Annotated in this window: 24 protein-coding genes and 1 tRNA gene; 17 read left to right on the forward strand and 8 right to left on the reverse strand. The window is 64.5% G+C overall.

The window, feature by feature from the left end:
• Positions 1-84: 84 nt before the first annotated feature.
• Complete coding sequence (locus N4T19_RS01060; protein ID WP_182345348.1) at positions 85-2088, reverse strand: peptidase U32 family protein; 2004 nt, start codon at positions 2086-2088, stop codon at positions 85-87.
• A 115-nt stretch (positions 2089-2203) separates the two neighbouring features.
• Complete coding sequence (locus N4T19_RS01065; RefSeq protein WP_260719211.1) at positions 2204-2932, reverse strand: NUDIX hydrolase; 729 nt, start codon at positions 2930-2932, stop codon at positions 2204-2206.
• A gap of 138 nt (positions 2933-3070) precedes the next feature.
• On the opposite strand from N4T19_RS01065, the gene N4T19_RS01070 reads away from it, so the two are divergent.
• The 6 genes from N4T19_RS01070 (at position 3071) to N4T19_RS01095 (ending at position 8405) form a co-directional block, all read left to right on the forward strand.
• On the forward strand, positions 3071-3661 hold the full coding sequence (locus tag N4T19_RS01070; protein ID WP_260719212.1) for an RNA 2'-phosphotransferase: 591 nt from the start codon (positions 3071-3073) through the stop codon (positions 3659-3661).
• A complete protein-coding gene (locus N4T19_RS01075; RefSeq protein ID WP_116925066.1) occupies positions 3658-4272 on the forward strand; it encodes an HAD family hydrolase in 615 nt (204 codons plus the stop codon). The genes N4T19_RS01070 and N4T19_RS01075 overlap by 4 nt, the downstream gene beginning before the upstream one ends.
• Before the next feature lie 108 nt (positions 4273-4380).
• Positions 4381-5316 carry an ADP-ribosylglycohydrolase family protein gene (locus N4T19_RS01080; RefSeq protein WP_260719213.1) on the forward strand — a complete coding sequence of 312 codons (936 nt, stop codon included), beginning with the start codon at positions 4381-4383 and terminating at the stop codon, positions 5314-5316.
• A gap of 32 nt (positions 5317-5348) precedes the next feature.
• The gene (locus N4T19_RS01085; protein ID WP_182345351.1) at positions 5349-5594 is read left to right on the forward strand and encodes a hypothetical protein; all 246 of its coding nucleotides are present in this window, start codon (positions 5349-5351) and stop codon (positions 5592-5594) included.
• Positions 5595-5599: 5 nt separating this feature from the next.
• Positions 5600-7105, forward strand: a complete 1506-nt coding sequence (gene tadA, locus N4T19_RS01090) for a tRNA adenosine(34) deaminase TadA (RefSeq protein WP_165841131.1) — start codon at positions 5600-5602, stop codon at positions 7103-7105.
• Positions 7106-7163: 58 nt separating this feature from the next.
• Positions 7164-8405 carry a PLP-dependent transferase gene (locus N4T19_RS01095; RefSeq protein ID WP_116925069.1) on the forward strand — a complete coding sequence of 414 codons (1242 nt, stop codon included), beginning with the start codon at positions 7164-7166 and terminating at the stop codon, positions 8403-8405.
• A 63-nt stretch (positions 8406-8468) separates the two neighbouring features.
• On the opposite strand, the gene N4T19_RS01100 is transcribed toward N4T19_RS01095, so the two are convergent.
• Positions 8469-9083 (reverse strand): arylesterase, encoded by a 615-nt coding sequence (locus tag N4T19_RS01100; protein WP_260719214.1) that lies wholly within the window; start codon positions 9081-9083, stop codon positions 8469-8471.
• Between the two features lie 79 nt (positions 9084-9162).
• Here N4T19_RS01100 and N4T19_RS01105 point away from each other — a divergent pair, with 79 nt between their 5' ends.
• From N4T19_RS01105 to N4T19_RS01125, 5 genes are all read left to right on the forward strand, one after another.
• Complete coding sequence (locus tag N4T19_RS01105) at positions 9163-9876, forward strand: ABC transporter ATP-binding protein (RefSeq protein ID WP_116925071.1); 714 nt, start codon at positions 9163-9165, stop codon at positions 9874-9876.
• 128 nt (positions 9877-10004) lie between these two features.
• Positions 10005-10601 (forward strand): phosphatase PAP2 family protein, encoded by a 597-nt coding sequence (locus N4T19_RS01110; protein ID WP_260719215.1) that lies wholly within the window; start codon positions 10005-10007, stop codon positions 10599-10601.
• A gap of 3 nt (positions 10602-10604) precedes the next feature.
• Complete coding sequence (locus tag N4T19_RS01115) at positions 10605-12209, forward strand: ArnT family glycosyltransferase (RefSeq protein ID WP_260719216.1); 1605 nt, start codon at positions 10605-10607, stop codon at positions 12207-12209.
• Positions 12210-12323: 114 nt separating this feature from the next.
• Complete coding sequence (locus N4T19_RS01120) at positions 12324-12881, forward strand: NADPH-dependent FMN reductase (RefSeq protein ID WP_116925263.1); 558 nt, start codon at positions 12324-12326, stop codon at positions 12879-12881.
• A 131-nt stretch (positions 12882-13012) separates the two neighbouring features.
• Positions 13013-13681, forward strand: a complete 669-nt coding sequence (locus N4T19_RS01125; protein ID WP_116925074.1) for an alpha/beta hydrolase — start codon at positions 13013-13015, stop codon at positions 13679-13681.
• A gap of 9 nt (positions 13682-13690) precedes the next feature.
• On the opposite strand, the gene N4T19_RS01130 is transcribed toward N4T19_RS01125, so the two are convergent.
• From N4T19_RS01130 to N4T19_RS01150, 5 genes are all read right to left on the reverse strand, one after another.
• Positions 13691-14515: a M90 family metallopeptidase gene (locus N4T19_RS01130; protein ID WP_260719217.1), complete on the reverse strand. Its 825-nt coding sequence runs from the start codon at positions 14513-14515 to the stop codon at positions 13691-13693.
• 4 nt (positions 14516-14519) lie between these two features.
• Complete coding sequence (locus N4T19_RS01135) at positions 14520-15380, reverse strand: UDP-2,3-diacylglucosamine diphosphatase (protein ID WP_260719218.1); 861 nt, start codon at positions 15378-15380, stop codon at positions 14520-14522.
• A gap of 17 nt (positions 15381-15397) precedes the next feature.
• Complete coding sequence (locus N4T19_RS01140; RefSeq protein WP_182345356.1) at positions 15398-15904, reverse strand: peptidylprolyl isomerase; 507 nt, start codon at positions 15902-15904, stop codon at positions 15398-15400.
• 68 nt (positions 15905-15972) lie between these two features.
• The gene (locus tag N4T19_RS01145; RefSeq protein ID WP_116925078.1) at positions 15973-16557 is read right to left on the reverse strand and encodes a peptidylprolyl isomerase; all 585 of its coding nucleotides are present in this window, start codon (positions 16555-16557) and stop codon (positions 15973-15975) included.
• 183 nt (positions 16558-16740) lie between these two features.
• Positions 16741-17307 carry a tetratricopeptide repeat protein gene (locus tag N4T19_RS01150; RefSeq protein WP_243419265.1) on the reverse strand — a complete coding sequence of 189 codons (567 nt, stop codon included), beginning with the start codon at positions 17305-17307 and terminating at the stop codon, positions 16741-16743.
• 315 nt (positions 17308-17622) lie between these two features.
• Between N4T19_RS01150 and cysS the strand changes: the two genes are divergently transcribed.
• From cysS to N4T19_RS01180, 6 genes are all read left to right on the forward strand, one after another.
• Positions 17623-19008, forward strand: coding sequence for a cysteine--tRNA ligase (gene cysS, locus N4T19_RS01155; protein ID WP_260719219.1), 1386 nt, complete (start codon positions 17623-17625; stop codon positions 19006-19008).
• 57 nt (positions 19009-19065) lie between these two features.
• Positions 19066-19716, forward strand: coding sequence for a DNA-3-methyladenine glycosylase family protein (locus N4T19_RS01160; RefSeq protein WP_260719220.1), 651 nt, complete (start codon positions 19066-19068; stop codon positions 19714-19716).
• A 77-nt stretch (positions 19717-19793) separates the two neighbouring features.
• Positions 19794-20768 (forward strand): acetyl-CoA carboxylase carboxyltransferase subunit alpha, encoded by a 975-nt coding sequence (locus tag N4T19_RS01165; protein WP_116925082.1) that lies wholly within the window; start codon positions 19794-19796, stop codon positions 20766-20768.
• 83 nt (positions 20769-20851) lie between these two features.
• Positions 20852-21823, forward strand: coding sequence for a tRNA lysidine(34) synthetase TilS (tilS, locus tag N4T19_RS01170; protein ID WP_260719221.1), 972 nt, complete (start codon positions 20852-20854; stop codon positions 21821-21823).
• 77 nt (positions 21824-21900) lie between these two features.
• A complete protein-coding gene (locus N4T19_RS01175) occupies positions 21901-23181 on the forward strand; it encodes an aspartate kinase (protein WP_116925084.1) in 1281 nt (426 codons plus the stop codon).
• 25 nt (positions 23182-23206) lie between these two features.
• Positions 23207-23299, forward strand: a tRNA-Ser gene (locus N4T19_RS01180).
• Positions 23300-23470 lie beyond the last annotated feature (171 nt).

The following is a 23470-nucleotide window of genomic DNA, read 5'->3' on the forward strand; positions in this document are numbered from 1 at the left end:
ACCTGAGCTCCTGGGCCTTGGTGAAAAAAAAGCTGCAAAGCTTGGCTTCTGCAGCTTTTTTCTTGATGCGGGCGGTTGGCCTGCTCAAGTACGCACCACCGCAGGCCTGGTGCGGTAGAACTGCATTGGGAACTCCTGCATCTCCTTGGCATGCTGGTTGATGACCGAGCGCTTCATCTTGCCGACCACATGCATCTCGCAGGGCTTGCAGTCAAAGCGCAGGGTCAGCTTTTCCTTGCCATTGATCAGCTGCAGGGGCTCGGCCTTGATGGTGCCCTTGACGCCGATGACGCCCTTGGCCTGCTTGGGGCACAGGCTCATCGAGAAGCGCACGCAGTGCTTGGTGATCATCAGCGAGACTTCGCCTTCCTCTTCCTTGCTCTCGTAGGCCGCGTCGATCACCTTGACGCCATGCTTCACATAGAAGTCATGCGCCTTCTGGTTGAACACATTGGACAGATAGGTCAGCGTGTCCTCCGGGAAGGGCGCGGGTGGCTCCACCGGTAGCGCGCGCGGCAGGCGCACAAAGCCGGCCTCGCGGGCGGCTTCGAGCGCAGCCACGGCATCGCGGCGCAGCTGGTTCAGTGCGGATGCCGGGATGAACCAGGGCTGGTCCAGTTTCAGGCTGATGTCGTGCACCGAGAAAATGGTGGCGCCAAAGCGGCCCAGCTGGTCGCGCAGGGTGGCCTCGGCCCGCTCGCTGTCGGTGGCGGCTTGGTGCGGCTGCACCAGGCTCGCGCTGCCGACAAAGCCGTCGTCATCGGTCAAGGTCAATGCAAAGCCGTCCGGGGTTTGGCTCAGCTGGGCCCACAGGCCAATGCGGCGCTCGCTGGATTTTTTGTCCAGGGTGCGCACCCAGGCCATGTCGCGGTTGCGGTTCACTTCCAGGCCCTTGCGCAGGTCCTTGAAGCCGGCGATCGGGTCCTTGGGGAACACACGCCACAGCGATTTCTTTGCATCTACGGACTCGGCGCGGTTGATCTGCATGCCAACCAGTTCTTTTTGCAGGTCGTAGTAGCACAGGCCGTCGCCGTTGTGCAGCACGGTGTCGCCGCTGGAGGCTTCGAGCTCGACAAAGTTCTCCCCCACCTTCGTGACCCAGCCGATCGCGCGGCCCGGGGTCTTGGGGGTGTCAAAGGCGCCAATATCGTCCTTGCGGCCGTTGACAAAGTAATCGGTGAACTCGCGGTTGAAGTTCTGGTCCGGATCGGGCGTGAAGCTGAAGTTGGTCCGGCCCGAGGACGAGCGCGCCAGTGGCGCCTCGGAGAACTCGCGCTCTTCGATGATCTCGTCGAGCAGCTTGCGGTAGTGGGCGGTGATGTTCTTCACATAGCCCATGTCCTTGTAGCGCCCCTCGATCTTGAAGCTGCGCACCCCTGCATCGATCAGTGCGCGCAGGTTGTCGCTCTGGTTGTTGTCCTTCATCGACAGCACATGCTTTTCATGCGCAATGATGCGGCCCTGGGCGTCCAGCACCTCATAGGGCAGGCGGCAGGCCTGGTTGCAATCGCCCCGGTTGGCGCTGCGGCCGGTGTGGGCGTGGGTGATGTAGCACTGGCCCGAGTAGGCCACGCACAAGGCGCCATGCACAAAGAACTCAATCGTCGTGCGGGCCGGGTCGGTGGCGGCGCGCACGGCGGCGATCTGTTGCAGATCCAGCTCACGCGCCACCACGATCTGCGACAGGCCGGCATCCTGCAGAAAGCGGGCTTTCTCGGGTGTGCGGATATCGCTTTGGGTCGAGGCATGCAGCTGGATCGGGGGCAGGTCCAGCTCCAGCAGGCCCATGTCCTGGATGATCAGCGCGTCCGCCCCGGCCTCGTAGACCTGCCAGGCCATCTGGCGCGCGCCTTCCAACTCATCGTCGCGCAAGATGGTGTTGAGCGTGATGAAGATGCGGCTGCCAAAGCGGTGCGCATGTTTGATCAGGCGCTCCAGGTCGCGGATGTCATTGCCCGCCGTGGCGCGCGCGCCAAAGGCCGGCCCTCCGATATAGACGGCATCGGCGCCATGGTTGATCGCTTCAATCCCGATATCGGCATCGCGGGCCGGGGAGAGCAGTTCGAGCTGGTGGGGCAGGAGGGACATAGGGGCAGGATTATCTCAGGTCGCTGCAGGAGGGCCGCTGCGCTCGGAGATAAGCTGACTGCAGTGCCAGCCCAAGCACCATGCAGACCCGGTTTAGTCCTTGGGTCAGCCCGGTTCAGCCGCGCGGGCTGAAGGTGCGCGGAAACACCACCGGCGCGCTGCGGTCGGCCAGGCGGTAGCCCATGGCCGGGCGGTTGGAGGGCCCCTCGACATGCCCGGCCTCCTGCAAAAATTGCGCTGCCAGCATGCGGGTGCGAAAGCCGCTCTTGTCTACCGGCCGTCCCAGCACTGTCTCGTACACCTGTTGGAGCTGGGGCAGGGTAAAGGGCTCGGGCAGCAAAAAGGCGGGCAGAGAGGTGTACTCGACCTTGCCGCGCAGCCGCTCGGCGGCAGCGCGCAGGATCTCGCTGTGGTCAAAGGCGAGAGGGGGGCCATCGCAGATGGCATCGACCTCGAACCAGGCCACATCGGCCGCATTAGCGCCCTTGGCCAAGGTCAAGGGCTGCGCAGCTATCAACGCAAAGTAGACATGGGTGGCCGACCAGCCACGCGGGTCCCGGCTGCGCCCGCCCCAGCTGCCCAGCTGCTCCAGGTAGGGGCTGGCGACATTGGTCTTCTCGCGCAGCTTGCGGTTGGCGCAGGCCTGCAGATCGCTGTCCTGCGCCACGTCGACAAAGCCCCCAGGCAGCGCCCACCGCCCGGGGAAGGGCTCGGAGCCCGAGACCGGCCGCTGCACCAGCAAGACCTTCAAGGCCCCGTCCACCACGCTGAAAATCACCACATCCACGGTGGTATAGGGCCGTACAAAATCAACGGGTTGGTGGCTGGCAGCGCTGGAGGCCATAAAAAACCTTGACGGATAGGAAAGCGAGTTGTATTGTACAACTCATGTAAGTTGCTCAATACAACTTACAGTCTGAAGGTGTGGTGCAGGCGGGACGACTGCACTCTAATAGATGCATAACTACAAAAAGGATAGATGATGACTTTTGAACAACCAACCAAAGACACCCCGGTCGGCGAGCAGTCCACCACCGTGACCCGCCGCAGCAAGCTGCTCAGCCTGGTGCTGCGCCACAGCCCGCAGACCATTGGCCTTGAGCTTGACGAGGCCGGCTGGGCGCATACGGACGAACTGCTCGCCTGCCTGGCCCGCAGTGGCAAAGCCATGAGCCCGGTGCAATTGCAGGCAGTGGTGGCAAGCTGCGCCAAGCAGCGCTTTGCCTTCAGCGAGGACGGCAAGCGCATCCGTGCCAACCAGGGGCATTCGGTAACCATCGAGCTGCAATTGGTCCCCAGCACCCCACCGGATGCGCTCTACCACGGCACGGCAACCCGTTTTCTTGACGCGATCCTGGCGCAAGGCTTGCAACGCCAAAAGCGCCACCATGTTCACCTGTCCGCCAGCATCGAGACGGCTGGCGCAGTTGGGCGGCGCCACGGCAAGCTGGCCTTGCTGCGGGTGGATGCGGCGGGCATGGTCGCCAATGGCCATGTGTTCTATTGCTCGGACAATGGTGTCTGGTTGACCGACGCCGTGCCCGTGACCTACCTGCAGAGGCTGGACGAATGAGCGGCCATCGCGTATTGGCGCTGGATGCCGATGGCGTGCTGCTCGACTACAACCTGGCCTATGCCACTGCCTGGCGGCGTGCTTTTGGCCGCTACCCTGACTTGCGCAACCCCCATGCCTACTGGGCGGCAGACCGCTGGGATGTGGAGCGGTTGAGCGGCGAGGCGCTGCACCGGTTTCGCGCAGGCTTTGATGCGCAGTTCTGGTCCGCCCTGCCTGCCGTACCCGGTGCGCTCGCGGCATGCCAGCAACTGGAGGCCGCCGGCTTTGAGCTGGTGTGCCTGACTGCTCTGCAGCCCCATTTTGCCCAGGCACGGCTTGGCAACCTGCAGGCCCTCGGCTTTCCGATTGGGCGGGTGATTGCGACTGGTAGCGATGCCAGTGGCGGCAGCCCCAAAGCCGCAGCGCTGGCCCAGCTTAAGCCGCTGGCCTTGGTGGATGACTATCTACCGAACTTTGCAGGGTTGCCCGAAGGCATCCATGGCGCACTGGTACTGCGCGAACCCGATGGCAGCCCCAACTGCGGACCGGCACTGCAACAACTGCATTCCACCCATGCCAGCCTGGCCGCGTTTGCGCACTCGTGGCTGGCTCAGAGACAAGAGAACTGATATGAAACACACCAACCACGTCCAACTGCCTGCGTTGGCGCGGCGCGCAGATAGCGTAGATGCGTTCGTCATGTTGGCGCGCGCGCAGCTGCCCAACGGAGGCCAGTGATGACGCCAACTCAGGACCGTTTTCAAGGCGCACTGCTGGGGCTGGCCTGCGGTGACGCGGTGGGCACCACGGTCGAGTTTCAGCCGCGCGGTAGCTTTGTGCCGCTGACGGACATGCTGGGCGGGGGCCCGTTCTCGCTGCGCGCGGGCCAGTGGACCGATGACACCTCGATGGCGCTGTGCCTGGCCGAGAGCCTGGTCACCAAAGGTGATTGCGACCCGGCCGACCAGATGGCGCGCTATGCCAACTGGTACCAGTGGGGCTACTGGAGTTCCACCGGCCATTGCTTTGACATTGGCATGACCACGCGAGAAGCGGTGCAGCGGTTTTTGTTGACTGGCGAGCCCCTGGCTGGCAGCACCGACCCGCACAGCGCTGGCAATGGCTCGATCATGCGGCTAGCACCTGTGGCGCTGCGCTTTAGCGGTGATGCGCAGCATCTGCAAGTCAAGGCAGCGCTCAGCTCGCAAACCACGCATGGCGCGGCCGAGTGCCTGGATGCCTGCAGCCTGCTGGCGGTCGCCATCGCCCGCGCGTTGCAGGGGCGGCCCAAACACGAGGTGCTGGCATTGTCGGATCTGCCGCTGGCCAGCCCCCAGCTGCAGCAGATTGCACAGGGCCATTACCTGGCCAAAAGCCGGGACGACATCCACGGTTCGGGCTATGTGGTGCGTAGCCTCGAAGCGGCGCTGTGGTGCTTTGCCAGGCATGACTGCTTGGAGGACGCGGTGCTGGAGGCCGCGAATCTGGGCGACGATGCCGACACCACGGCGGCCATCACCGGCCAGATCGCGGGCGCTTTTTGGGGCGAGCAGGGCATACCGCGCCACTGGCTGCAGCGCCTGCACCTGGCCGATGAGATCCGGGCGCTGGCTGTGCAGCTGTGGCAGGCCAACCAGGGCTTGCCTGCCACTGGCTGCGATGCCGCGCGATAATCAGACCGCATACGGTATGGAGGGAGGATGCTATGCGTGCGGTATTGGGTTTGGCAGGCTTACTGGTGGTGATGGCGATTGTGGCGCTGCTGATGAAGCAGAACATGGGCGTGACGAAGGCGCCCGCGCCCGCCGCCGTCGAAGGCGTGCGCGTGCCGCAGATTGACACCAGCAAAGATGTGAATGCACAAAGCCGGCAGATCCAGCAGCAGGTGCAGGACCAGCTGAACCAGGCGGTGCAGCAGGATGCGCAGCGCCTGAAACAAGCCGAAGAGTGACGGCGATGGCCGACAGCCTCGTCCCTGCCAGCACCGGCGGCCAGTTGCCCCCCCAGCCTGTTGACGCGCACTGGATGCGCGCTGCGCTGGAGCAGGCACGTGCCGCCGCCGAGGCAGGCGAAGTGCCCGTGGGTGCCGTGGTGGTGCGTGACGGCCAGATCGTCGGCCGGGGTTTTAACCACCCGATTGGCGTGCATGACCCCAGCGCCCATGCCGAGATCGAGGCCCTGCGCGATGCGGCCAAGCGCCTGGGCAATTACCGGCTCGATGGCTGTGCCTTGTATGTCACTTTGGAGCCTTGCGCGATGTGCGCCGGTGCCATCTTGCATGCGCGCCTGGACCGCGTGGTCTGGGGCGCTGCCGAGCCGCGTACCGGTGCCGGGGGATCGGTGCTGGACCTGTTTGCGCAGGCTGCACTGAACCACCACACGGCGGTGACCGCGGGTGTGCTGGCGCACGAGGCTGCAGCCCTGCTCACCGAATTTTTTGGCAAGCGCCGCGTGCAGCAAAAGCAGCAGGCGCTGGCCAGCCACCCGCTGCGTGACGACGCACTGCGCACGCCCGATGCGCTGTTTGCGCCCGCATTGGACTGCGCCTGCCCCAGCTGCTTTTACAGCGAGTGGCCGGCTTTGGGCGGCCTGCGCCTGCATACCAAAGACAGCGCGGGCCAAAACCCACCGCCAGCCGCCGCTGCCCGGCAATGGCTGCTGCTGCCCGGCCTGCCGGCGCAGCAAGGGCTGTTTCGCGAACTGGCCGCTGGCCTGGCCGCGCGCGGTGACCGCGTGGTGGCACCCGATTGGCTGGGCCTGGGGCGCAGCGACAAGCCCAAAAAGGACAATCGCCTGGGCGATGCCCAGCAACTGGCGATGCTGCAAGACCTTGTCTACCAGTTGCATCTGGAGGGCGAACAGGGCCTGGTCGTCGTTGCCCATGGCGATGCCGCGCGCCTGGCCCAGGCGTTGGTGGCACAGCAGGCTGCGCTGGGCAAGCCGGTGCAGGGGCTATGGCTGATCAACCCGCCGAATCCCGCAGCGCCGAGCGCCGACTACCGCCTCTGGCTGGAGCAATTGGCGCGCAAACCGGCGCTGGGCATTGCCGCTGCGCTGGGCACCAGCGCGGTCGATGCTGCGATGGATGCGGACCGCCAGCAATGGGCGGCGCAGTTCCCCGACAAGGGCTACCGCGCAGGGCTGCGCGCCTGGGCACGCGATGCCTTGGCGGCGCTGGATGCGCCCGTTGTGATGCCAAGCGCATCAGCGCCAGCGCTTCCTGTGCTGGTCAGCCTGGGCGAGCAAGCCCGCTGGTGGCCGGCACCTGCGCAGGGACTGGAGGCCTGGCTGGCAGCAGTCGCTACAGCGGCAGGCGGCGCCGGGCCGCTGGCCTGGCAGCGCTGCGCAGGCGGTGACTGGCTGCCGCTGCAAAACAGCGCGGCACTGCTGCAGGCCAGCCGCTTCTTTGATGCGGGTGCCGAGGCCGCAGCGCTGGGCTTGGTGGCGGCGGCTTGGCGCTGAGCCTATCTGCTGCACAATAGCCCGCAGCTGTTCCGTTTTCTGACCGACTTTTTTTGCTATGAGCTCCACCCCCAAACACCAGGCACCGATCACCGGCATCATCCACCACCCCTACACCGCCGATGCGCCCTTTGCAGCGCCGCAGCCCGGCGTGTTCAAGGCATCGAGCGTGTTCTTTCCCAACGTGGCGGCAATGCGCAGCTGGGACTGGAAGGACAAGAGCGCCTTCACCTACGGCCTGCACGGGACGCCCACCACCTACATTCTGGAAGAGCGCATTGCCACCTTGGAAGGCGGCAGCCACTGCGTGCTGGTGCCCAGCGGCCTGGCATCGATCTCGGTGATTGGCCTGGCGTTGCTCAAGAGCGGCGACCATGTGCTGCTGCCCGACAACGTCTATGGCCCGAGCAAGGGCTTTGCCGAGAGCGAGCTGCAGCGCTTTGGCGTCAGCATCGGCTACTACGACCCGATGCGGGTGGACCATTGCGCCAGCCTGATCCAGGACAACACCCGCCTGGTGTGGCTGGAGGCGGCCGGCTCGGTCAGCATGGAATTCCCCGATTTGCTGGGTCTTGTGCGCCTGTGCAAGGAAAAAGGCATTGCCACGGCGCTGGACAACACCTGGGGCGCGGGCCTGGCCTTCAACTGCTTTGACCTGGATGGCGACGGCAGCTACCGCCTGGGCGTGGATGTGTCGGCGCATTCGCTCACCAAGTACCCCAGCGGCGGCGGCGATGTGCTGATGGGCTCCATCGTGTCGCGGGATGCAGCCGTGCACCGCAAGGTGCAGGCCACGCATATGCACCTGGGCCTGGGCGTGGGAGTGAACGATATCGAAACCGTGCTGCGCAGCCTGCCCAGCCTGGCGCTGCGCTACCACGCGCAAGATGCGGCAGCCCGGCAGTTGGCCGCCTTCATGGCCGAGCAGCCCGCCGTGGTGCAGCTGCTGCACCCAGCCTTTGCCGGCTCGCCCGGCCATGCGCATTGGCAGCAGCTCTGTGGCGCGGGCAGCGTGGCGGGCAAGCAGGGCGCAGCCGCAGGACTCTTTAGCGTGGTGATCGATCCGCGCTACAGCCAGCAGCAGATCGACCTGTTCTGCGAGAGCCTGCGCCTGTTCAAGTTGGCCTACAGCTGGGGCGGCCCGATCAGTCTGGTGGTGCCCTACAAGATCAGCAGCATGCGCGCGCTGGGCGAGTCCCAGCTGCAGCCGGGTACGGTAGTGCGCTTTTCGATCGGGCTCGAAGATGCCAACGACCTGCAGCAGGATCTGGCGCAAGCGCTGCAAAAAGCCTTTGGCTAAGAACCTGTTCTAAGGGGTAGGGCTAGCCGCATAAATGCCGCCAGCACCGCGCTAGCGGCATTTTTATTTCATCAGCTTTTGCAGCTCGGGCCAGACATTGGCCAGCAGCTGCGGGTGGGCGCTGGCCAGTGGGTGGATGCGGTCGGCCTGGAAGTTCTTTTCCGCGTTGGGCACATCGGCCACGCCGTGCAGCAAGAAGGGCACGACAGCGGTTTTCTTCTCGCGCGCCAGGCTGGTGAAGATCTGGGCAAAGTCCGTGGTGTACTTGCTGCCGTAGTTGGGCGGCACCTGCATGCCCAGCAGCAGCACCTGGGCGCCAGCCTTTTGGGCGCTGTCCACCATCGCCGCCAGGTTGGCCCGGGTGCTGGCCAGCGGCAGGCCGCGCAGCGCATCGTTGGCCCCCAGCTCCAGCACGACGATGCCGGGCTTGTGCTGCGTCAGCAGCTGGCCAAAGCGGGCCCGGCCGCCGGCGGTGGTGTCGCCGCTGATGCTGGCGTTGTGCACCTGGTAGGCGCCTGCGTTTTTGCTTTGTTCGAGCTTGTCCTGCAGCAACGCCACCCAGCCGGTGCCGCGAGCAATGCCGTATTCGGCGCTGATCGAGTCGCCCACGACCAAAATCGTGGCAGGCGCCTGTGGTGCAGCAGCCTGTGCTGTAAAACCTATAGCGATGGAGGTCATCATTGACAACGCTACGATGCTGCGCAGACACCGGCGTCGCGTGACGGGTGTTCGATCATTGGAGGAAAGATTGGTTGTCATGACAGATGCAGTGCTTTCTCAATCGCAGGCGCCTGAGGCGGTGTTGGTGGCCCAGGGCCTGGGTAAATCGGTCTCGGATTCGACCGGCAGTTTGACCATTCTGCGTGATGTGGACTTTAGCATCGCGCAGGGGGAAACCGTGGCGATTGTCGGTGCATCGGGCTCGGGCAAAAGCACCTTGCTGTCGATCCTGGCGGGCCTCGATACCCCCAGCGTGGGCACGGTGCGGATTGCTGGCCAGGACCTGTTTGCGCTGAGCGAAGACGACCGGGCAGCGCTGCGTGCGCGCACGATGGGATTTGTGTTTCAGAACTTTCAATTGATGGGCAATTTAACGGCGCTGGAAAACGTGATGCTGCCCCTCGAGTTGGCTGGCCAGCGCGATGCCCGCAAGCAGGCGACTGCCATGCTTGAGCGTGTGGGCCTGGGCCAGCGCCTCGCCCACTACCCCAAGCTGCTGTCGGGTGGCGAGCAGCAGCGCGTGGCACTGGCCCGCGCCTTTGTCGTGCAGCCCGCTGTGCTGCTGGCCGACGAGCCCACCGGCAGCCTGGACTTTGCCACCGGCGAAGCGGTGATGCAGCTGGTGATGGACCTGAACCGCGAGGCGGGCACGACCCTGATCATGGTCACGCACGACCGCGCCATTGCCGCCCAGTGCCAGCGCGTGATCACTATCGCCGCCGGCGCCGTCGTGCAAGACAGCCGCATTTAAATTCTTTATCGTCATTTTTTATGCATTAAGACATCGGTAAGCTCCGCCCGCCACAGTGCCCACCTACAGATTGCGCTGTTGCCGGGTGAACTCCCATCCAGAGCGGCCTTCTGCGCGAGGGGCTTGCGATGGATGCATTGAATCTGCAATGGTTTGCATGGATGGCTGGGGGCTTTGGGCCCACCGCCTGGGTGTTGGCGCTGGCCCGCTGGCTGGGCATGGACGGCGTGGCGCTGGCCGGGGCGGCGCTGCTGTGGCTGTGGTGGAAGCGGCCGGCGGACCGCCTGTACCTGCTGGGCAGCATGCTGTGCTGCGCCGCTGCCGTGTTGCTGGCGCACCGGCTCGCCGTCTGGCTGGGGCATCCCCGCCCCTTTGTGATGGGGCTGAGCCCCGCCTATATTGACCATGCCGCCCGGGGCTCACTGCCCAGCGCGCATGCCAGCGCACTCTTTACCCTGGGATTTTGCCTGCTGTGGTTGCGGCAGTTGCGCCTGGGCGGCGCGGCCATCGTGGCCGTGGCGCTGGCGGTGAGCTGGGGCCGGGTGTATTGCGGCGTGCATTTTCCACTCGATATTGCAGCCGGCGCTGCGCTGGGCGGGGTGATCGCGCTGTTGTTCGGCTGGCTGTGGCGGCATGCCGGGCCGGTGGTGCAAGATCCTGCTGACCTAGCTCTGCAGGGCGCTGCAGCACCACGCCCATCGCCGCTACCCGCATCGGTGGAATAAGGCATGAACAGTCTCGCTTCTGCGCGGGCCGTGCCTGCCCGCGTTGCTTGGTCGATCCAGGTCCGCATGGCACTCTTGCTAGCGCTGTGGCTGCTGGCGCTGGCCTGGCTGCGGCCGCTCAGCGATCCGGATGAGGGCAGGTACGCTGTGGCTGCCTTGCAGATGCTGCGCAGCGGCGACTGGGTGACGCCTGCGCTCAACGGCCTGCCGTTTTTCCACAAGCCGCCGCTGTACTACTGGCTCGCTGCTACGGGCTTGCAGGTCGCGGGCGTCCATGAATGGGTGGCGCGCCTGCCGTCGCTGCTGGGCGCATGGCTGGCGGCAATGTCCTTGTTCGCCCTGCTCAAACGCTATGCCAGCCAGTCGGTAGCCGTGGCTGCTGCCGTGGTGCTGGTGACCATGCCCTACACCTACCTGGCCGCGCAGTACGCCAATATGGACATGCTGCTGGCCGGCTGCCTGACGGCCTGCATCTGCAGCGCTGCGATGGCGACCCTGGAGGCGCGCCAGGCGTCGGGCCGCATCCGGGGCATGGCGTGGATGGGCTGGCTGGCTGCGGCCGGTGCCTGGGCCGGGCTGGGCTTTTTGGCCAAGGGCCTGATTGCGCTGGTGCTGCCCGGCATGGTCTGGGCCCTCTGGCTGGTCTGGGACCGGCGCTGGCGCCAATGGTGGCTGCCTTTGCATGCCGCGGCATGGCTGCCGGTGCTGCTGATTGCCGGCCCCTGGGTGTTCATGGCGCAAGAGCGCCACAGCGGCTTTTTCCACTACTTTTTTGTCACCCAGCACTTTCAGCGCTACACCGGCAGCAGCTTCAACAACCCCCAGCCCTGGTGGTTCTATGGTGCGGTGATCGCACTGGCCGCCTTGCCTTGGACGGGCTGGGCGCTGGCTGCTGGCTGGCGCAGCTGGAGGCGCAAACAACGTGCCGCATCGGTATCACTGCCAGCAACGCAGGCCTTCGTGCAAAGCCTGGACCGGCTGATGCTGGTCTGGTTTGCCGTCATTGTGCTGTTCTTCTCGGTGCCGCACAGCAAGATCGTGGGCTATGTGCTGCCTGCGCTGCCACCGCTGGCCTATGCGGTGGTGCGGCTGGTGCAAGCCGCTGGCTGGCAGCGCTGGGGCCGGCATACGGCGGCGTTGGCCGCGCTGTTGTGTGTGGCGCTGGCCGTGGCGCTGGGCACGGTGGCTGTGCCTGCCAAGGCCCAATGGCGCGCACTGCGCAGCCTGCCGGTGCAGTCGGCGGACCGCGTGGTGATGCTTGAGCACCTGTACTACGAAGTGCCTTTTTACCTGCCCGCCATGGCCGATCCGCTGGTGGTGGACGACTGGAGCACCGAGGACCAGCAGGCCGACAACTGGAAGAAGGAGCTGAGCGATGCTGCGCAGTTTGCGCCGCAGCTGGGCAGCCGTGTCTTGCTGGATGCGCAGAGCTTGCAAGCCTATGCCTGCGCGCATCCGCAGCAGCGCCTGTGGGTCGTTGGCAGCGCCGAGGCGGCCCAGCGCCAGATGCCGGCGCTGGCCACTGCCGCAGCGGCCCTGCATTTGGGCAGCACCCAGGTCTGGCAATTGCAGGCGGGCCAGGCCTGCGACCGAGGCACGGGCCGTTGAGTCACAGCGCGGCCATGGCCGCGCTGTTCGCGTTGGCCTACATCGGTTGTCACCAAGCAGGGGTATAACCAGAGGCTTTTCTATCCTCTGCATGTCCTGAAAGTGAGAATGACTGTGGCAAAACCCCAAATCGGCGTGATCGTTGGCAGCAACAGCAAGACCTCGATCAACAAGCAACTGGCGCATGGCCTGGTCAACCTGGTGCAGAACCAGGCGGACTTCGAGTTCCTGGACCTGAGCGCGCTGCCGTTCTACAACCGCGACGACGATGCCGACGCCTATCCGGCGGCATTTACCGCTTTCAAAGACAAGGTGCGCAGCAAGAACGGCATCCTGTTTGTGACGCCCGAGCACAACCGCTCGGTGCCGGCCTACCTGAAAAACGCGTTGGACGGCGCCAGCCGCCCCTATGGCAGTGGCGCATGGAACGGCATCCCCGCCGGCATCATAGGCACCTCGACCGGTGGTCCGGCCACCTCGATGGCCCAGCAGCATTTGCGCAATATTCTGGTGTTTCTGGACATGCCGGCGATGGCGCAGCCCGAGGGCTTTATCCGCTGGACCGATGGCCTGATCAGTGCCGATGGCAAGGTGGCCGAGGCCAGCGAAAAGTTTTTGCGCAGCTACATGGAGCGCTTTCTGGCCTGGGTGGCTCTGCACCCGAAGAAATAAGCCATCAGCGCTGGGTAGGGGGCTGCCGTCGCTGGCAATGGCGCCCACCGCAACGCGTTTTGCTGTGGTTGCCACCATGGTTGCCAGGGCTGCGGTACGATGCAGCCAAATTTTTTTTGACCAGGGCTGCCATGTTGAACCTTCCCCTTCACCACCTGTACCGCGCCGCTGCGGTGGATACCCCAGCACCTTGGCTGCTGGTGCTGATGCATGGCGTGGGCAGCAATGAGCAGGATCTGTTTGGCCTGGCGGGCATGGTGCCGCCGGCTTTCCATGTGCTGAGCCTGCGCGCGCCCTACACCTTGGGGCCCAGCAGCTATGCCTGGTTCCAGTTTGGCGTGAACCCCGACGGCAGCCGCACCATCGATACCGCGCAGGAGAAAGCCAGCCGCGCGCTCGTCGCCCAGACCTGCGCCGAGGCGGCACAGGCCTTGCAGATACCGGCCCAGCGGCTGGTGGTGGGTGGTTTCAGCCAGGGCGGCATCATGTCGCTCTCGGCGCTATTGACCCAGCCGCAGCTGCTGCAGGCCATCATGGTGTGGCACAGCCGCCTGTTGCCCGAGATTGCGGCCGAGCAGGTCGCGCCCGCGCAACTGGCTGGCCACCAAGCCTGGATCAGCCATGGCACCGCCGACAATGTGATTCCACTGGCGCAGGCCCATGCGATTCGCGCGGCGCTGCAAGCTACGCCTGTTGACTTGGCGTACCACGAGTACCCCTGCCGCCATGAGCTGCACCCGCAAGAGCTGCAGGACAGCATGGCCTGGCTGCAGGCTCTGACGCAGGCGCAGCGCGGCTAAGGTCAGTATTTAGCCAGCGTCCGGCCGGAACAGCCCGGCCAGCATGCGGTCGAGCTGCGGCCATTCCTGTGCGAACTGGCTGCGGTTGACAAAGAAGGCCTCGCACGCCACCGCAAAGAACTCGGCCGGGGCCGTGGCGCCATAGCTGTCCAGCCAGGGCGCGGGCTCGCCAAAGCGCTGGGATTTGGCAATCGCATGGCCAAAGGCCGCAAAGGCCGATGCCCAGGTGCGCTCCCAGGTCTGGCGTGCTTCGGCGGCGTTCGCCAGGCCCAGAAAATGGCCGGGCAGCGAGGGGTAGCCATCGGCACCGCCATTGCGCATATCGATCTTGTGGCAGAACTCGTGGATGACGACGCTGGTGCCGCGCGCGTTTTGCTGCAGCGGATCTTGCGCAATGGCTGCCCAACTGAGCGTGACGGGGCCATGCTGCATCGCTTCGCCTTCGAGCATCATGCGCCGGTGCGATACCAGGCCCGCCTCGTCATGCATGTCGCGCGCAGCCACCATCGTGCCCGGGTGCACGACAATGCCGACAAAATCATCATAGAGGGCGATGGCCTGTTCTGCATCGCCTCGGTGCAGCAGCGGCACGCAGGCCTGTGCCGCAATGGTCAGCGCCATCGCATCGCTCACCACCAGGCCATGGGCGCCGGAGAACTGCTTTTGGCGCAGAAACAGTGCGCTCAAGGCGCGCAGCTTGGCTTTTTCTTCCAGCGACAGCGCCTCGAGGAACGGGTATTTTTGCAGCACCTGCAACCACAGGGCGGCAGGGATTTCGGGCACGGGGCGCGCCAGCGCGCGCAGGCGTGACCAGGTGCGGTGCAGCCAAGCCATGGGATCAGTGCGCGCCGGGCTGTGGAGGCCGGGCCAGGTAATCGGCCAGCGCGATGCGCTGCTGGCCGGTGGCGTTGATGCGCAGCACTTCGGCGCGGGCGGGTTCCAGGTCGGTGTCCCAGTCGCTCAGCACCAGGCGCTCGTGGCCCGCATCCAGCGCGTGGCGGGCAGGGCGGTGGGTGTGGCCGTGGATCAGCGTAGGCGCCTGGGCCTGTTGCAACCAGGCGAGGGCGGCCTGGGTATCCACATCGGCGGTGATCACTTCGCGCATGCGGCGCGCCTCGCTCTGGCTGCGCATGGCGCCAGCGAGCTGGCGGCGCTGGGCCAGCGGCTGGGCCAGAATCTGCTGCTGCCAGGCGGGGCTGCGTGCCACCGCACGAAAACGCTGGTATTCGGTATCTTCCACGCACAGCGCATCGCCATGGCTGAGCAGCCAGCGCTGGCCGAGAAAAGTGAGGCAACTGGGATCGGGCAGCGATTGCATGCCGCTGCGCTCGGCAAACTGCGCGCCGATGAGAAAGTCGCGGTTGCCGTGCATGAAGAAGAGGGCGCGCTGGCCACTGGCCTCGCGCAGGCTCCGGGCGCAGGCCGCTTCAAAGCTGCCGGCCTCGTCAAGCGCATCGTCGCCGACCCAGGCTTCAAACAAATCGCCCAGCATGAAGATCGCATCTGCCGTACTGGCTTGCAGGTACTGCTGCCAGCTGTGCCAGGTCTGTGGTAGCTGGGGTTGCAGATGCAGATCGGAGATGAATTCGATGCTGCGCCAGGCGGGGGGCGCAGCGAAGGCATGGACTGCCGTGGTGGCCAACTGGGCGCGCAGCGCCTCATGGGGGTCTGCGGCGCGGGTGTCGGTCGGGCTGTCCATGCCAATGGAGGCGCCTATTACAGGGCCACAGCCTTTTCGATCAGCACTTCTTCCTTGGGCACGTCTTGGTGCATGCCCTTGGAGCCGGTCTTCACAGCCTTGATCTTGTCGATCACGTCGTTGCCCTTGACCACCTTGCCGAACACGGCATAGCCCCAGCCGCTAGGGGTGGGCGAGGTGTGGTTGAGGAAGTCGTTCTTGGCGACGTTGATGAAGAACTGGGCGGTGGCCGAATGGGGATCGCTGGTGCGGGCCATGGCCACGGTGTACTGGTCGTTCTTCAGACCGTTTTGCGCTTCGTTCTGGATCGGCGCCTGGGTGGACTTCTGGTCCATGCCCGATGCAAAGCCGCCGCCCTGGATCATGAAGCTGTTGATCACGCGGTGGAAGATCGTGCCGTCATAGTGGCCGCTCTTGACGTAGCTCAGGAAGTTCTCGGTGGACTTGGGGGCTTTGTCTGCGTCGAGTTCCAGCGTGATGACGCCGTAGTCTTTGATATGCAGTTCAACTTGTGGATTGCTCATGGTGTGTTTCCTGTTGAGAAAGGTGGGAAGGGCGCCGCAGCCCGGTTGGGGGCCAGCGGCAGGGCCATTTACTTGACGACGGTAGCCGACTTGATGATGACAGGGGTCTTGGGCACGTTCTGGTGCGGGCCGGCATTGCCGGTTTGCACGGCCTTGATCTTGTCGACCACATCATTGCCGCTGACGACCTTGCCAAACACCGCATAGCCGTGGCCATCGGGGTTGGGGGCGTTCAGCGAATCGTTGTTCTGCACATTGATGAAGAACTGCGCGGTGGCCGAGTCGGGAACCGCCGTGCGGGCCATCGCGATGGTATAGGTGTTGTTCTTGAGGCCATTGTTGGCCTCCAGCGGGATCGGCGAGCGTGCAGGCTTTTGCTGCATATCGGGGGTGAAGCCGCCGCCCTGGATCATGAAGTTGCCGATCACGCGGTGGAAGATCGTGCCGTCATAGAACTTGTCGTTCACGTACTGCAGGAAGTTGGCCACCGTCTTGGGCGCTTTTTCTGGATTGAGCTCGACCACGATGTCGCCCATCGAGGTCGCCAGCTTCACGCGGGGCTGGTCCGCTGCTTGTGCGGCGCTGGTCAGCAACATGCCGCCGGCCAGTGCCAGGCCGCCCAGAATGGAAAGAGTGTGTCGTTTGGAAGGCATCGGTTTCCTCTGTCGTTGTATACGGTAGATGTCCAGTGCAGGGCGCTGCGGGGTCCGCAAGGCATCCTGCGCTGCGCGCAAATCTTGGGCGGTGCACGGTGTGCGTTGCATCGTGTGCGTTGCACGGTGTGCGTTTGCACCGAGTTGAGGGCCAACGGTGCAAGATTCAAGGCAAGGCCCTTACTATTTTGCGTCGGGCGCCGCTGCCGGGGCAGCCGGTGCGGCGGCAGCGGGTGCTGCAGCAGCGGCAGGCTGGGCCCGGGTTACCAAGAGGCGCAGGCTGCTGATCTTGGGCTGCAGCCTGGCTTGCTGGGCCGGCGCCAGCGTGCTGGCCTTGCTCAGCGACTGCTCGGCCAGGCGAATATAGATATCGCCCAGGTTTTCATAGGCGGTGGCATAGCCGGGGTTGGCCCGCACCGCATCTTGCAGCGCGCGGCTGGCTTTTTCCAGCTGGTTGTTCTGGGCGTAGAGCACGGCCAAGTTGTTGTAGGGCTCGGGCAGTTCGGGGTATTCCTGCACCAGCTTCTCGAACGTTGCCGTGGCCTCGTCACGCTGGCCTGCATTCATCTGGGCCACACCCTGCAAAAAGCGCCATTGCGGGTCACGCGGGGCTTGCTGGATCTTGGGCTCCAACTGCTCCAGTGCCAGGGCATTTTGGCCCGACTGGATCAGCTTTTCCACGGCCGAGTAATCGTCCGCATAGGCGGCGCCGCAGCTCAGCGCAAGCGCCAGCAAGGCGGCACGGGGCATCAGGGGGGAGAAAAGGCAACTGACTAACTTCATAGGGTTCGGGCGCGCTGGGCGCGTGCAAGTGGCCTGCAGGCTTATACTGCAGCGCATTGTAGCTGAGGGGGCTGGCGCCCCGGAACGACGGGCGGCCATGGTTTGCAGGGCATGGTCTCGGGCATCAGCTACCATACACGGTTCGGCGGTTCCTGCCGGGCGGCGGTGCCCAGGCAGGCGCTGCACAACCTGCGCCCAAGCATCTCCCAGGGGGACGGGGGCGGACCGGGGTAGGGCGCCAGGCGCCTTTCCCTCTCTCAACCACAACCACGCTAATTTTTCATGAGTTTGCGCATCTACAACACGCTTTCGCGTGCGCTGGAGTCATTTGTTCCGATTGAGCAGGGCCATGTCCGCATGTATGTATGCGGCATGACGGTCTATGACCTCTGTCACCTGGGACATGCGCGCTCGATGCTGGCGTTTGATGTGGTGCAGCGCTGGTTGCGCGTCAGCGGCCTGAAGGTGACCTATGTGCGCAATGTCACCGACATTGAGGACAAGATCATCCGCCGCGCCGTGGAAAACGGCGAGACCATCCGCAGCCTGACCGACCGCATGATCGAGGCCCTGCACCAGGATGCCGATGCGCTGGGCATCGAGCGGCCCACGCATGAGCCCCGTGCCACCGAATACGTGCCGCAGATGCTGTCCATCATCTCGCAGCTGGAAGAAAAAGGCCTGGCCTACCGCACCGAAGGCGGCGATGTGAACTATGCCGTGCGCAAGTTCCCCGGTTACGGCAAGCTGTCGGGCAAGTCGCTCGACGAGCTCAATGCCGGTGAGCGCGTGGCCGTGCAGGACGGCAAGGACGACCCGCTGGATTTTGTGCTGTGGAAGAGCGCCAAGCCGACTGAGCCCGACGAGGCCAAGTGGCAAAGCAGCTATGGCACGGGCCGGCCGGGCTGGCACATCGAGTGCTCGGCGATGAGCTGCGCGCTGCTGGGCGAGACCTTCGACATCCATGGCGGCGGCGCTGACCTGCAGTTCCCCCACCACGAAAACGAGATTGCCCAGAGTGAGGGCGCGCACGGCCAGCCGCTGGCCAAGATGTGGATGCACAACGGCTTCATCAATGTGGACAACGAGAAGATGTCCAAGTCGCTGGGCAATTTCTTCACGATCCGCGATGTGCTCAAGCGCTACGACGCCGAGACCATCCGCTTCTTTGTCGTGCGCACCCACTACCGCAGCCCGCTCAACTACAGCGATGTGCACCTGGACGACGCCCGCAATGCGTTGAAGCGCCTCTATACCGCGCTGAGCTTGGTCGCCGCCGAGCCGGTGGCCATCGACTGGAGCCACCCGAGTGCGGCGCGCTTCAAGGCGGCGATGGACGAGGACTTTGGCACGCCCGAAGCGGTGGCGGTCCTGTTTGAGCTGGCTGCCGAGGTCAACCGCAGCAAGTCGCCTGCGGTGGCTGGCCTGCTCAAGGCGCTGGCGGCCACGCTGGGCCTGCTGCAGGCCGAACCTGCCGCCTACCTGCAAGCGGGCGCCAGCGTGGATGCGGCCTATGTGGAGGCGCAGATTGCGCTGCGCGCCGCTGCCAAGGCGGCCAAGAACTATGCGGAATCGGACCGCATCCGCGCCGAGCTGCTGGCCCAGGGGGTGGAGCTCAAGGACTCTGCGCAAGGCACGACCTGGACGGTAGTCCAGGCGGGCGCCTGATGCGCGCTCTGGGTGGTGTGAACCCGGCATTGGCATTGAAGCCGAGCGTCTAGCCGTATGCCTGGTATCAGCAACAAGCCGCTGTCAGCGGAGGATTGGGCCGTGGCCTGCAAGCACCTGGCCCGCAAGGACCGGGTGATGCGCCGGCTCACCCCGCTGTATGCCGGCGAGATGCTGCGCCGCGAAGCAGACGGCTTTGCGCTGCTGGTGCGCTCGGTGGTCTGGCAGCAGCTGTCGGACCACTCGGCGCGCCAGCTGTGGAAGCGGCTGGTGGCGGCGCTTGGGTCGGCTAGCCCCAAGGCCATGCTGGCCCTGACGGACGAGGCGGCCAAGGCCATCCGCCTGCCGCAGCGCAAGCTGGGCTATCTGCGTGATCTGGCTGCATGGTTTGTGCAGGAGCCCAAGGACGCGCTGTCCTGGGTGCATGTCGATGACGACGCAGTCATCGAGCAGCTGATGGCGCAGCGCGGGCTGGCGCGCTGGGGTGCGGAGATGTTTTTGCTGTTTCATCTGGGCCGGCCCAATGTGCTGGCCATTGATGATGCGGCGCTCCTGCAGGGCATCAGCGACCATTATTTTTCGGGCGAGGCCGTCAGCCGCAGCGATGCGCGCGAGGTGGCGCAGGCCTGGCAACCCTGGGCGAGTGTCGCGGCCTGGCTGATCTGGCGCTCCCAGAATGCCATGCCACTGGGGCAGGATGCAGATTGATCTGGTTTGGCCGCATGCGGTTACACTGTCGGTCGTTATGAGAAGGCTGCCTGCGGCTTTTCTCGAGGAGAATCATTTTGGCGAAAAGAACATTCCTGGATTTCGAGCAACCGATTGCGGAGCTGGAAACCAAAATTGATGAACTGCGCTATGTGCAAAGCGAAAGCGCAGTGGATATCTCTGAAGAGATTGATCAGCTCAGCAAGAAAAGCCAGCAGCTGACCAAGGACATCTACAGCGAGCTTTCCCCCTGGCAGATCACCAAGATCGCACGCCACCCCGAGCGTCCCTACACCCTGGACTATGTGAACGAGATCTTCACCGATTTCGTCGAAATGCATGGCGACCGCCACTTTGCCGACGACCTGTCCATCGTGGGCGGCTTGGCACGTTTCAATGGCAACCCCTGCATGGTAGTGGGTCACCAAAAGGGCCGTGACACCAAGGAGCGCACCTTGCGCAACTTTGGCATGAGCAAGCCCGAGGGCTACCGCAAGGCGCTGCGCCTGATGAAGACCGCCGAGAAGTTCAAGCTGCCGGTGTTCACCTTTGTCGACACACCCGGTGCCTACCCCGGCATCGATGCCGAAGAGCGCGGCCAGTCCGAAGCCATTGGCCGCAACATCTATGAAATGGCGCAGCTGGAAGTGCCGATCATCTCCACCATCATCGGTGAAGGTGGCTCGGGCGGCGCGCTGGGTATCTCGGTGGCCGACCAGGTGCTGATGCTGCAGTACTCGGTGTACTCGACCATCAGCCCCGAAGGCTGCGCCTCCATCCTGTGGAAGACCAGCGACAAGGCCCAGGAAGCGGCGGACGCCATGGGTATCACCGCCCACCGCCTCAAGGCCCTGGGCCTGATCGACAAGATCATCCACGAGCCCGTCGGTGGCGCCCACCGTGACCACAAGCAAATGGCGGCGCTGCTCAAGCGCGGCCTGAGCGATGCCTTCCGCCAGCTGGCTGATTTGAAACCCGCTGAGCTGCTGGACCGCCGCTACGAGCGCCTGCAAAGCTATGGCCGTTTCTCGGACACCAAGGCTGAGCACTGATACGCGCTGCCGGCCGCCGCTGATGCTGCGCCGTTGCTGCCAAGCCTCCCTTAGCGGAGGCTTTTTGCTGTGGGGCGCGGGCCATGGCTGAGCCCGCTATTGTTGCTGCGCTGAACGGCTGGCAGCCCGCACTGCCGCTGGCTGTGGCCTACAGCGGTGGAGCCGATTCCACCGCCTTGCTCTGGGCCTGCCTGCAGCGCTTTCCCGGCCAGGTGTATGCCCTCCACATCAACCATGGGCTGCAGGCCGCAGCCGCGGTGTTTGAATCGCATTGCCGCGCCCAGTGCGCGGCCTGGGGGGTGCCGCTGCAGGTGGTGGCAGTGAATGCCCATGCGCAGCCCGGCCAAAGCCCGGAGGACGCGGCCCGCATTGCGCGCTACCAGGCGCTGACCCAGGCCGTGCTGGCTTGCGCCGATGCAGGGCAGGGCCGTATCCAGACCATCGCACTGGCCCAGCATGCCGATGACCAGGTCGAAACCGTGGTGCTGGCGCTGTCGCGCGGCGCTGGGGTGGCCGGCCTGGCGGGCATGCGCCCGCAGTGGCAGCGCGCCGGTCTTCAGTGGGCGCGGCCTTATCTGGGCCTGGGCAGTGCGCAGATCCGCGCTGACCTGGCTGCGCTGGGCATCGCCTGGGTGGAAGACCCGAGCAATACCGACACCCGCTACACACGCAACCGCATCCGCCAGCAGGTGATGCCCGGCCTGGCGCAGGCCTTTCCGCAGATCGCGCATACGGTGGCGCGCAGCAGCGCAAACGCGGCGCAGGCGGCCGAGCTGCTCGATGACCTGGCGCAGATCGACCTGCAGGCCACCGGCGCGCCGCCGCGCATCGGCGCGCTGCAGGCGCTGAGCGAGGCGCGCATGGCCAATGTGCTGCGCTACTGGCTGCGCACGGCCCATGGCCAGACGCCGAGCGCTGCACAGCTGGCGCAACTGCAGCAGCAGCTGCAGCGCTGCACCACGCGGGGCCACCAAATCCATATAAAAGTGGGCCGTGGGTATATACAGCGCCACAGAGATGTCATCGATTGGTACAATCCGCCAGTTTTGGTCTGACTAATGTACGATTCCGACGGCGTGCCAAAACACTTTGCATCAACGCCGAGCTTCGTGTTTCGTCATCGTGATATTCAATGGCACTGATCGTTCATAAGTACGGCGGCACGTCGATGGGCTCTTCCGAGCGCATCCGCAATGTCGCCAAACGCGTCGCCAAGTGGGCAAGGGCTGGCCACCAGATGGTGGTGGTGCCCAGCGCCATGAGTGGCGAAACCAACCGTCTGTTGGGCCTGGCCAGCGAGCTGGCACCCAGCCGCGCAGACAAGTCCTATTACCGTGAGCTGGACATGCTGGCCGCCACCGGCGAGCAGGCCTCGTCGGCCTTGCTGGCCATTGCGCTGCAGGCCGAAGGCGTGCCCTCGGTGAGCTACACCGGCTGGCAGGTGCCGGTGCGCACCGACGACAGCTACACCAAGGCGCGCATTGAATCGATCGACGACCAGCGCGTGCGGGCCGATCTGGACGCGGGCCGCGTGGTGATCGTGACCGGTTTCCAGGGCATTGACCCGAACGGCAACATCACCACCTTGGGCCGTGGCGGCTCGGACACCTCGGCCGTGGCCGTGGCAGCCGCCATGAAGGCCGCCGAGTGCCTGATCTATACCGACGTCGACGGTGTCTACACCACGGACCCGCGCGTGGTCTCGGCCGCACAGCGCCTCAAGACCGTGAGCTTTGAGGAAATGCTGGAGATGGCGAGCCTGGGCTCCAAGGTGCTGCAGATCCGCTCGGTGGAATTTGCCGGCAAGTACAAAGTGCCAATGCGTGTGCTGTCGAGCTTCACGCCCTGGGATATTGCATTGGATGAAGAGGCCAAATCGGGCACTCTGATCACATTTGAGGAAGACGAAAAGATGGAAAAGGCCCTCGTATCGGGCATCGCTTTCAACCGCAGCGAAGCCAAAATCTCTGTCCGTGGCGTGCCTGACACCCCCGGCATTGCCTACCAGATCCTGGGCCCGGTGGCCGACGCCAACATCGATGTGGACGTGATCCTGCAAAACATCGGCAAGGACGGCAAGACTGACTTCAGCTTCACCGTCAACCAAGGCGACTTCAACCGCACGGTCGAGTTGTTGCGCGAAGAAGTGGTGCCCAAGCTCGGCGCTGACGAAGTCATCGGCAACCCCAACATCTGCAAGGTGAGCATCGTCGGTATCGGCATGCGCAGCCACGTGGGCGTGGCATCGACCATGTTCCGCGCGCTGGCTGAAGAGGGCATCAACATCCAGATGATCTCCACCTCCGAAATCAAGACCTCGGTCGTGATCGATGAGAAGTACCTGGAACTGGCCGTTCGCGCCCTGCACACTGCTTTTGGTCTGGATTCTGAAGAAGTTTCCAAATCGGCCTAAATTTTCAGGTTAGAATAGCTGTATTGGAAACGTGACCGAGTGGCCGAAGGTGCTCCCCTGCTAAGGGAGTATGGGGTGTAGAGCCTCATCGAGGGTTCGAATCCCTCCGTTTCCGCCAAGAATCAAACCCCTGAGTGTTCGCACTCAGGGGTTTTTCTTCGTCTGGGTGGGATGCTCTTCACGCATCGCTGAATCGCTTCTTGTTGGAGTGTGGTGGGATGGGGCCAACATGGTCAGTCTGCAAAAAAGCTGATTACTGATCCGGCACTCACCCCGGCACCTGTCAATC

Source organism: Comamonas squillarum (assembly GCF_025309455.1).
Classification (GTDB): Bacteria; Pseudomonadota; Gammaproteobacteria; order Burkholderiales; family Burkholderiaceae_C; genus Comamonas; species Comamonas squillarum.

What these genes read in the sequence shown, in the direction of transcription:
- N4T19_RS01060 (WP_182345348.1), bottom strand. Translation starts at nt 2,088, where the DNA reads ATGTCCCTCCTGCCCCACCAGCTCGAACTGCTCTCCCCGGCCCGCGAT.
- N4T19_RS01065 (WP_260719211.1), bottom strand. Translation starts at nt 2,932, where the DNA reads ATGGCCTCCAGCGCTGCCAGCCACCAACCCGTTGATTTTGTACGGCCC.
- N4T19_RS01070 (WP_260719212.1), top strand. Translation starts at nt 3,071, where the DNA reads ATGACTTTTGAACAACCAACCAAAGACACCCCGGTCGGCGAGCAGTCC.
- N4T19_RS01075 (WP_116925066.1), top strand. Translation starts at nt 3,658, where the DNA reads ATGAGCGGCCATCGCGTATTGGCGCTGGATGCCGATGGCGTGCTGCTC.
- N4T19_RS01080 (WP_260719213.1), top strand. Translation starts at nt 4,381, where the DNA reads ATGACGCCAACTCAGGACCGTTTTCAAGGCGCACTGCTGGGGCTGGCC.
- N4T19_RS01085 (WP_182345351.1), top strand. Translation starts at nt 5,349, where the DNA reads ATGCGTGCGGTATTGGGTTTGGCAGGCTTACTGGTGGTGATGGCGATT.
- tadA (WP_165841131.1), top strand. Translation starts at nt 5,600, where the DNA reads ATGGCCGACAGCCTCGTCCCTGCCAGCACCGGCGGCCAGTTGCCCCCC.
- N4T19_RS01095 (WP_116925069.1), top strand. Translation starts at nt 7,164, where the DNA reads ATGAGCTCCACCCCCAAACACCAGGCACCGATCACCGGCATCATCCAC.
- N4T19_RS01100 (WP_260719214.1), bottom strand. Translation starts at nt 9,083, where the DNA reads ATGACCTCCATCGCTATAGGTTTTACAGCACAGGCTGCTGCACCACAG.
- N4T19_RS01105 (WP_116925071.1), top strand. Translation starts at nt 9,163, where the DNA reads ATGACAGATGCAGTGCTTTCTCAATCGCAGGCGCCTGAGGCGGTGTTG.
- N4T19_RS01110 (WP_260719215.1), top strand. Translation starts at nt 10,005, where the DNA reads ATGGATGCATTGAATCTGCAATGGTTTGCATGGATGGCTGGGGGCTTT.
- N4T19_RS01115 (WP_260719216.1), top strand. Translation starts at nt 10,605, where the DNA reads ATGAACAGTCTCGCTTCTGCGCGGGCCGTGCCTGCCCGCGTTGCTTGG.
- N4T19_RS01125 (WP_116925074.1), top strand. Translation starts at nt 13,013, where the DNA reads ATGTTGAACCTTCCCCTTCACCACCTGTACCGCGCCGCTGCGGTGGAT.
- N4T19_RS01130 (WP_260719217.1), bottom strand. Translation starts at nt 14,515, where the DNA reads ATGGCTTGGCTGCACCGCACCTGGTCACGCCTGCGCGCGCTGGCGCGC.
- N4T19_RS01135 (WP_260719218.1), bottom strand. Translation starts at nt 15,380, where the DNA reads ATGGACAGCCCGACCGACACCCGCGCCGCAGACCCCCATGAGGCGCTG.
- N4T19_RS01140 (WP_182345356.1), bottom strand. Translation starts at nt 15,904, where the DNA reads ATGAGCAATCCACAAGTTGAACTGCATATCAAAGACTACGGCGTCATC.
- N4T19_RS01145 (WP_116925078.1), bottom strand. Translation starts at nt 16,557, where the DNA reads ATGCCTTCCAAACGACACACTCTTTCCATTCTGGGCGGCCTGGCACTG.
- N4T19_RS01150 (WP_243419265.1), bottom strand. Translation starts at nt 17,307, where the DNA reads ATGCCCCGTGCCGCCTTGCTGGCGCTTGCGCTGAGCTGCGGCGCCGCC.
- cysS (WP_260719219.1), top strand. Translation starts at nt 17,623, where the DNA reads ATGAGTTTGCGCATCTACAACACGCTTTCGCGTGCGCTGGAGTCATTT.
- N4T19_RS01160 (WP_260719220.1), top strand. Translation starts at nt 19,066, where the DNA reads ATGCCTGGTATCAGCAACAAGCCGCTGTCAGCGGAGGATTGGGCCGTG.
- tilS (WP_260719221.1), top strand. Translation starts at nt 20,852, where the DNA reads ATGGCTGAGCCCGCTATTGTTGCTGCGCTGAACGGCTGGCAGCCCGCA.
- N4T19_RS01175 (WP_116925084.1), top strand. Translation starts at nt 21,901, where the DNA reads ATGGCACTGATCGTTCATAAGTACGGCGGCACGTCGATGGGCTCTTCC.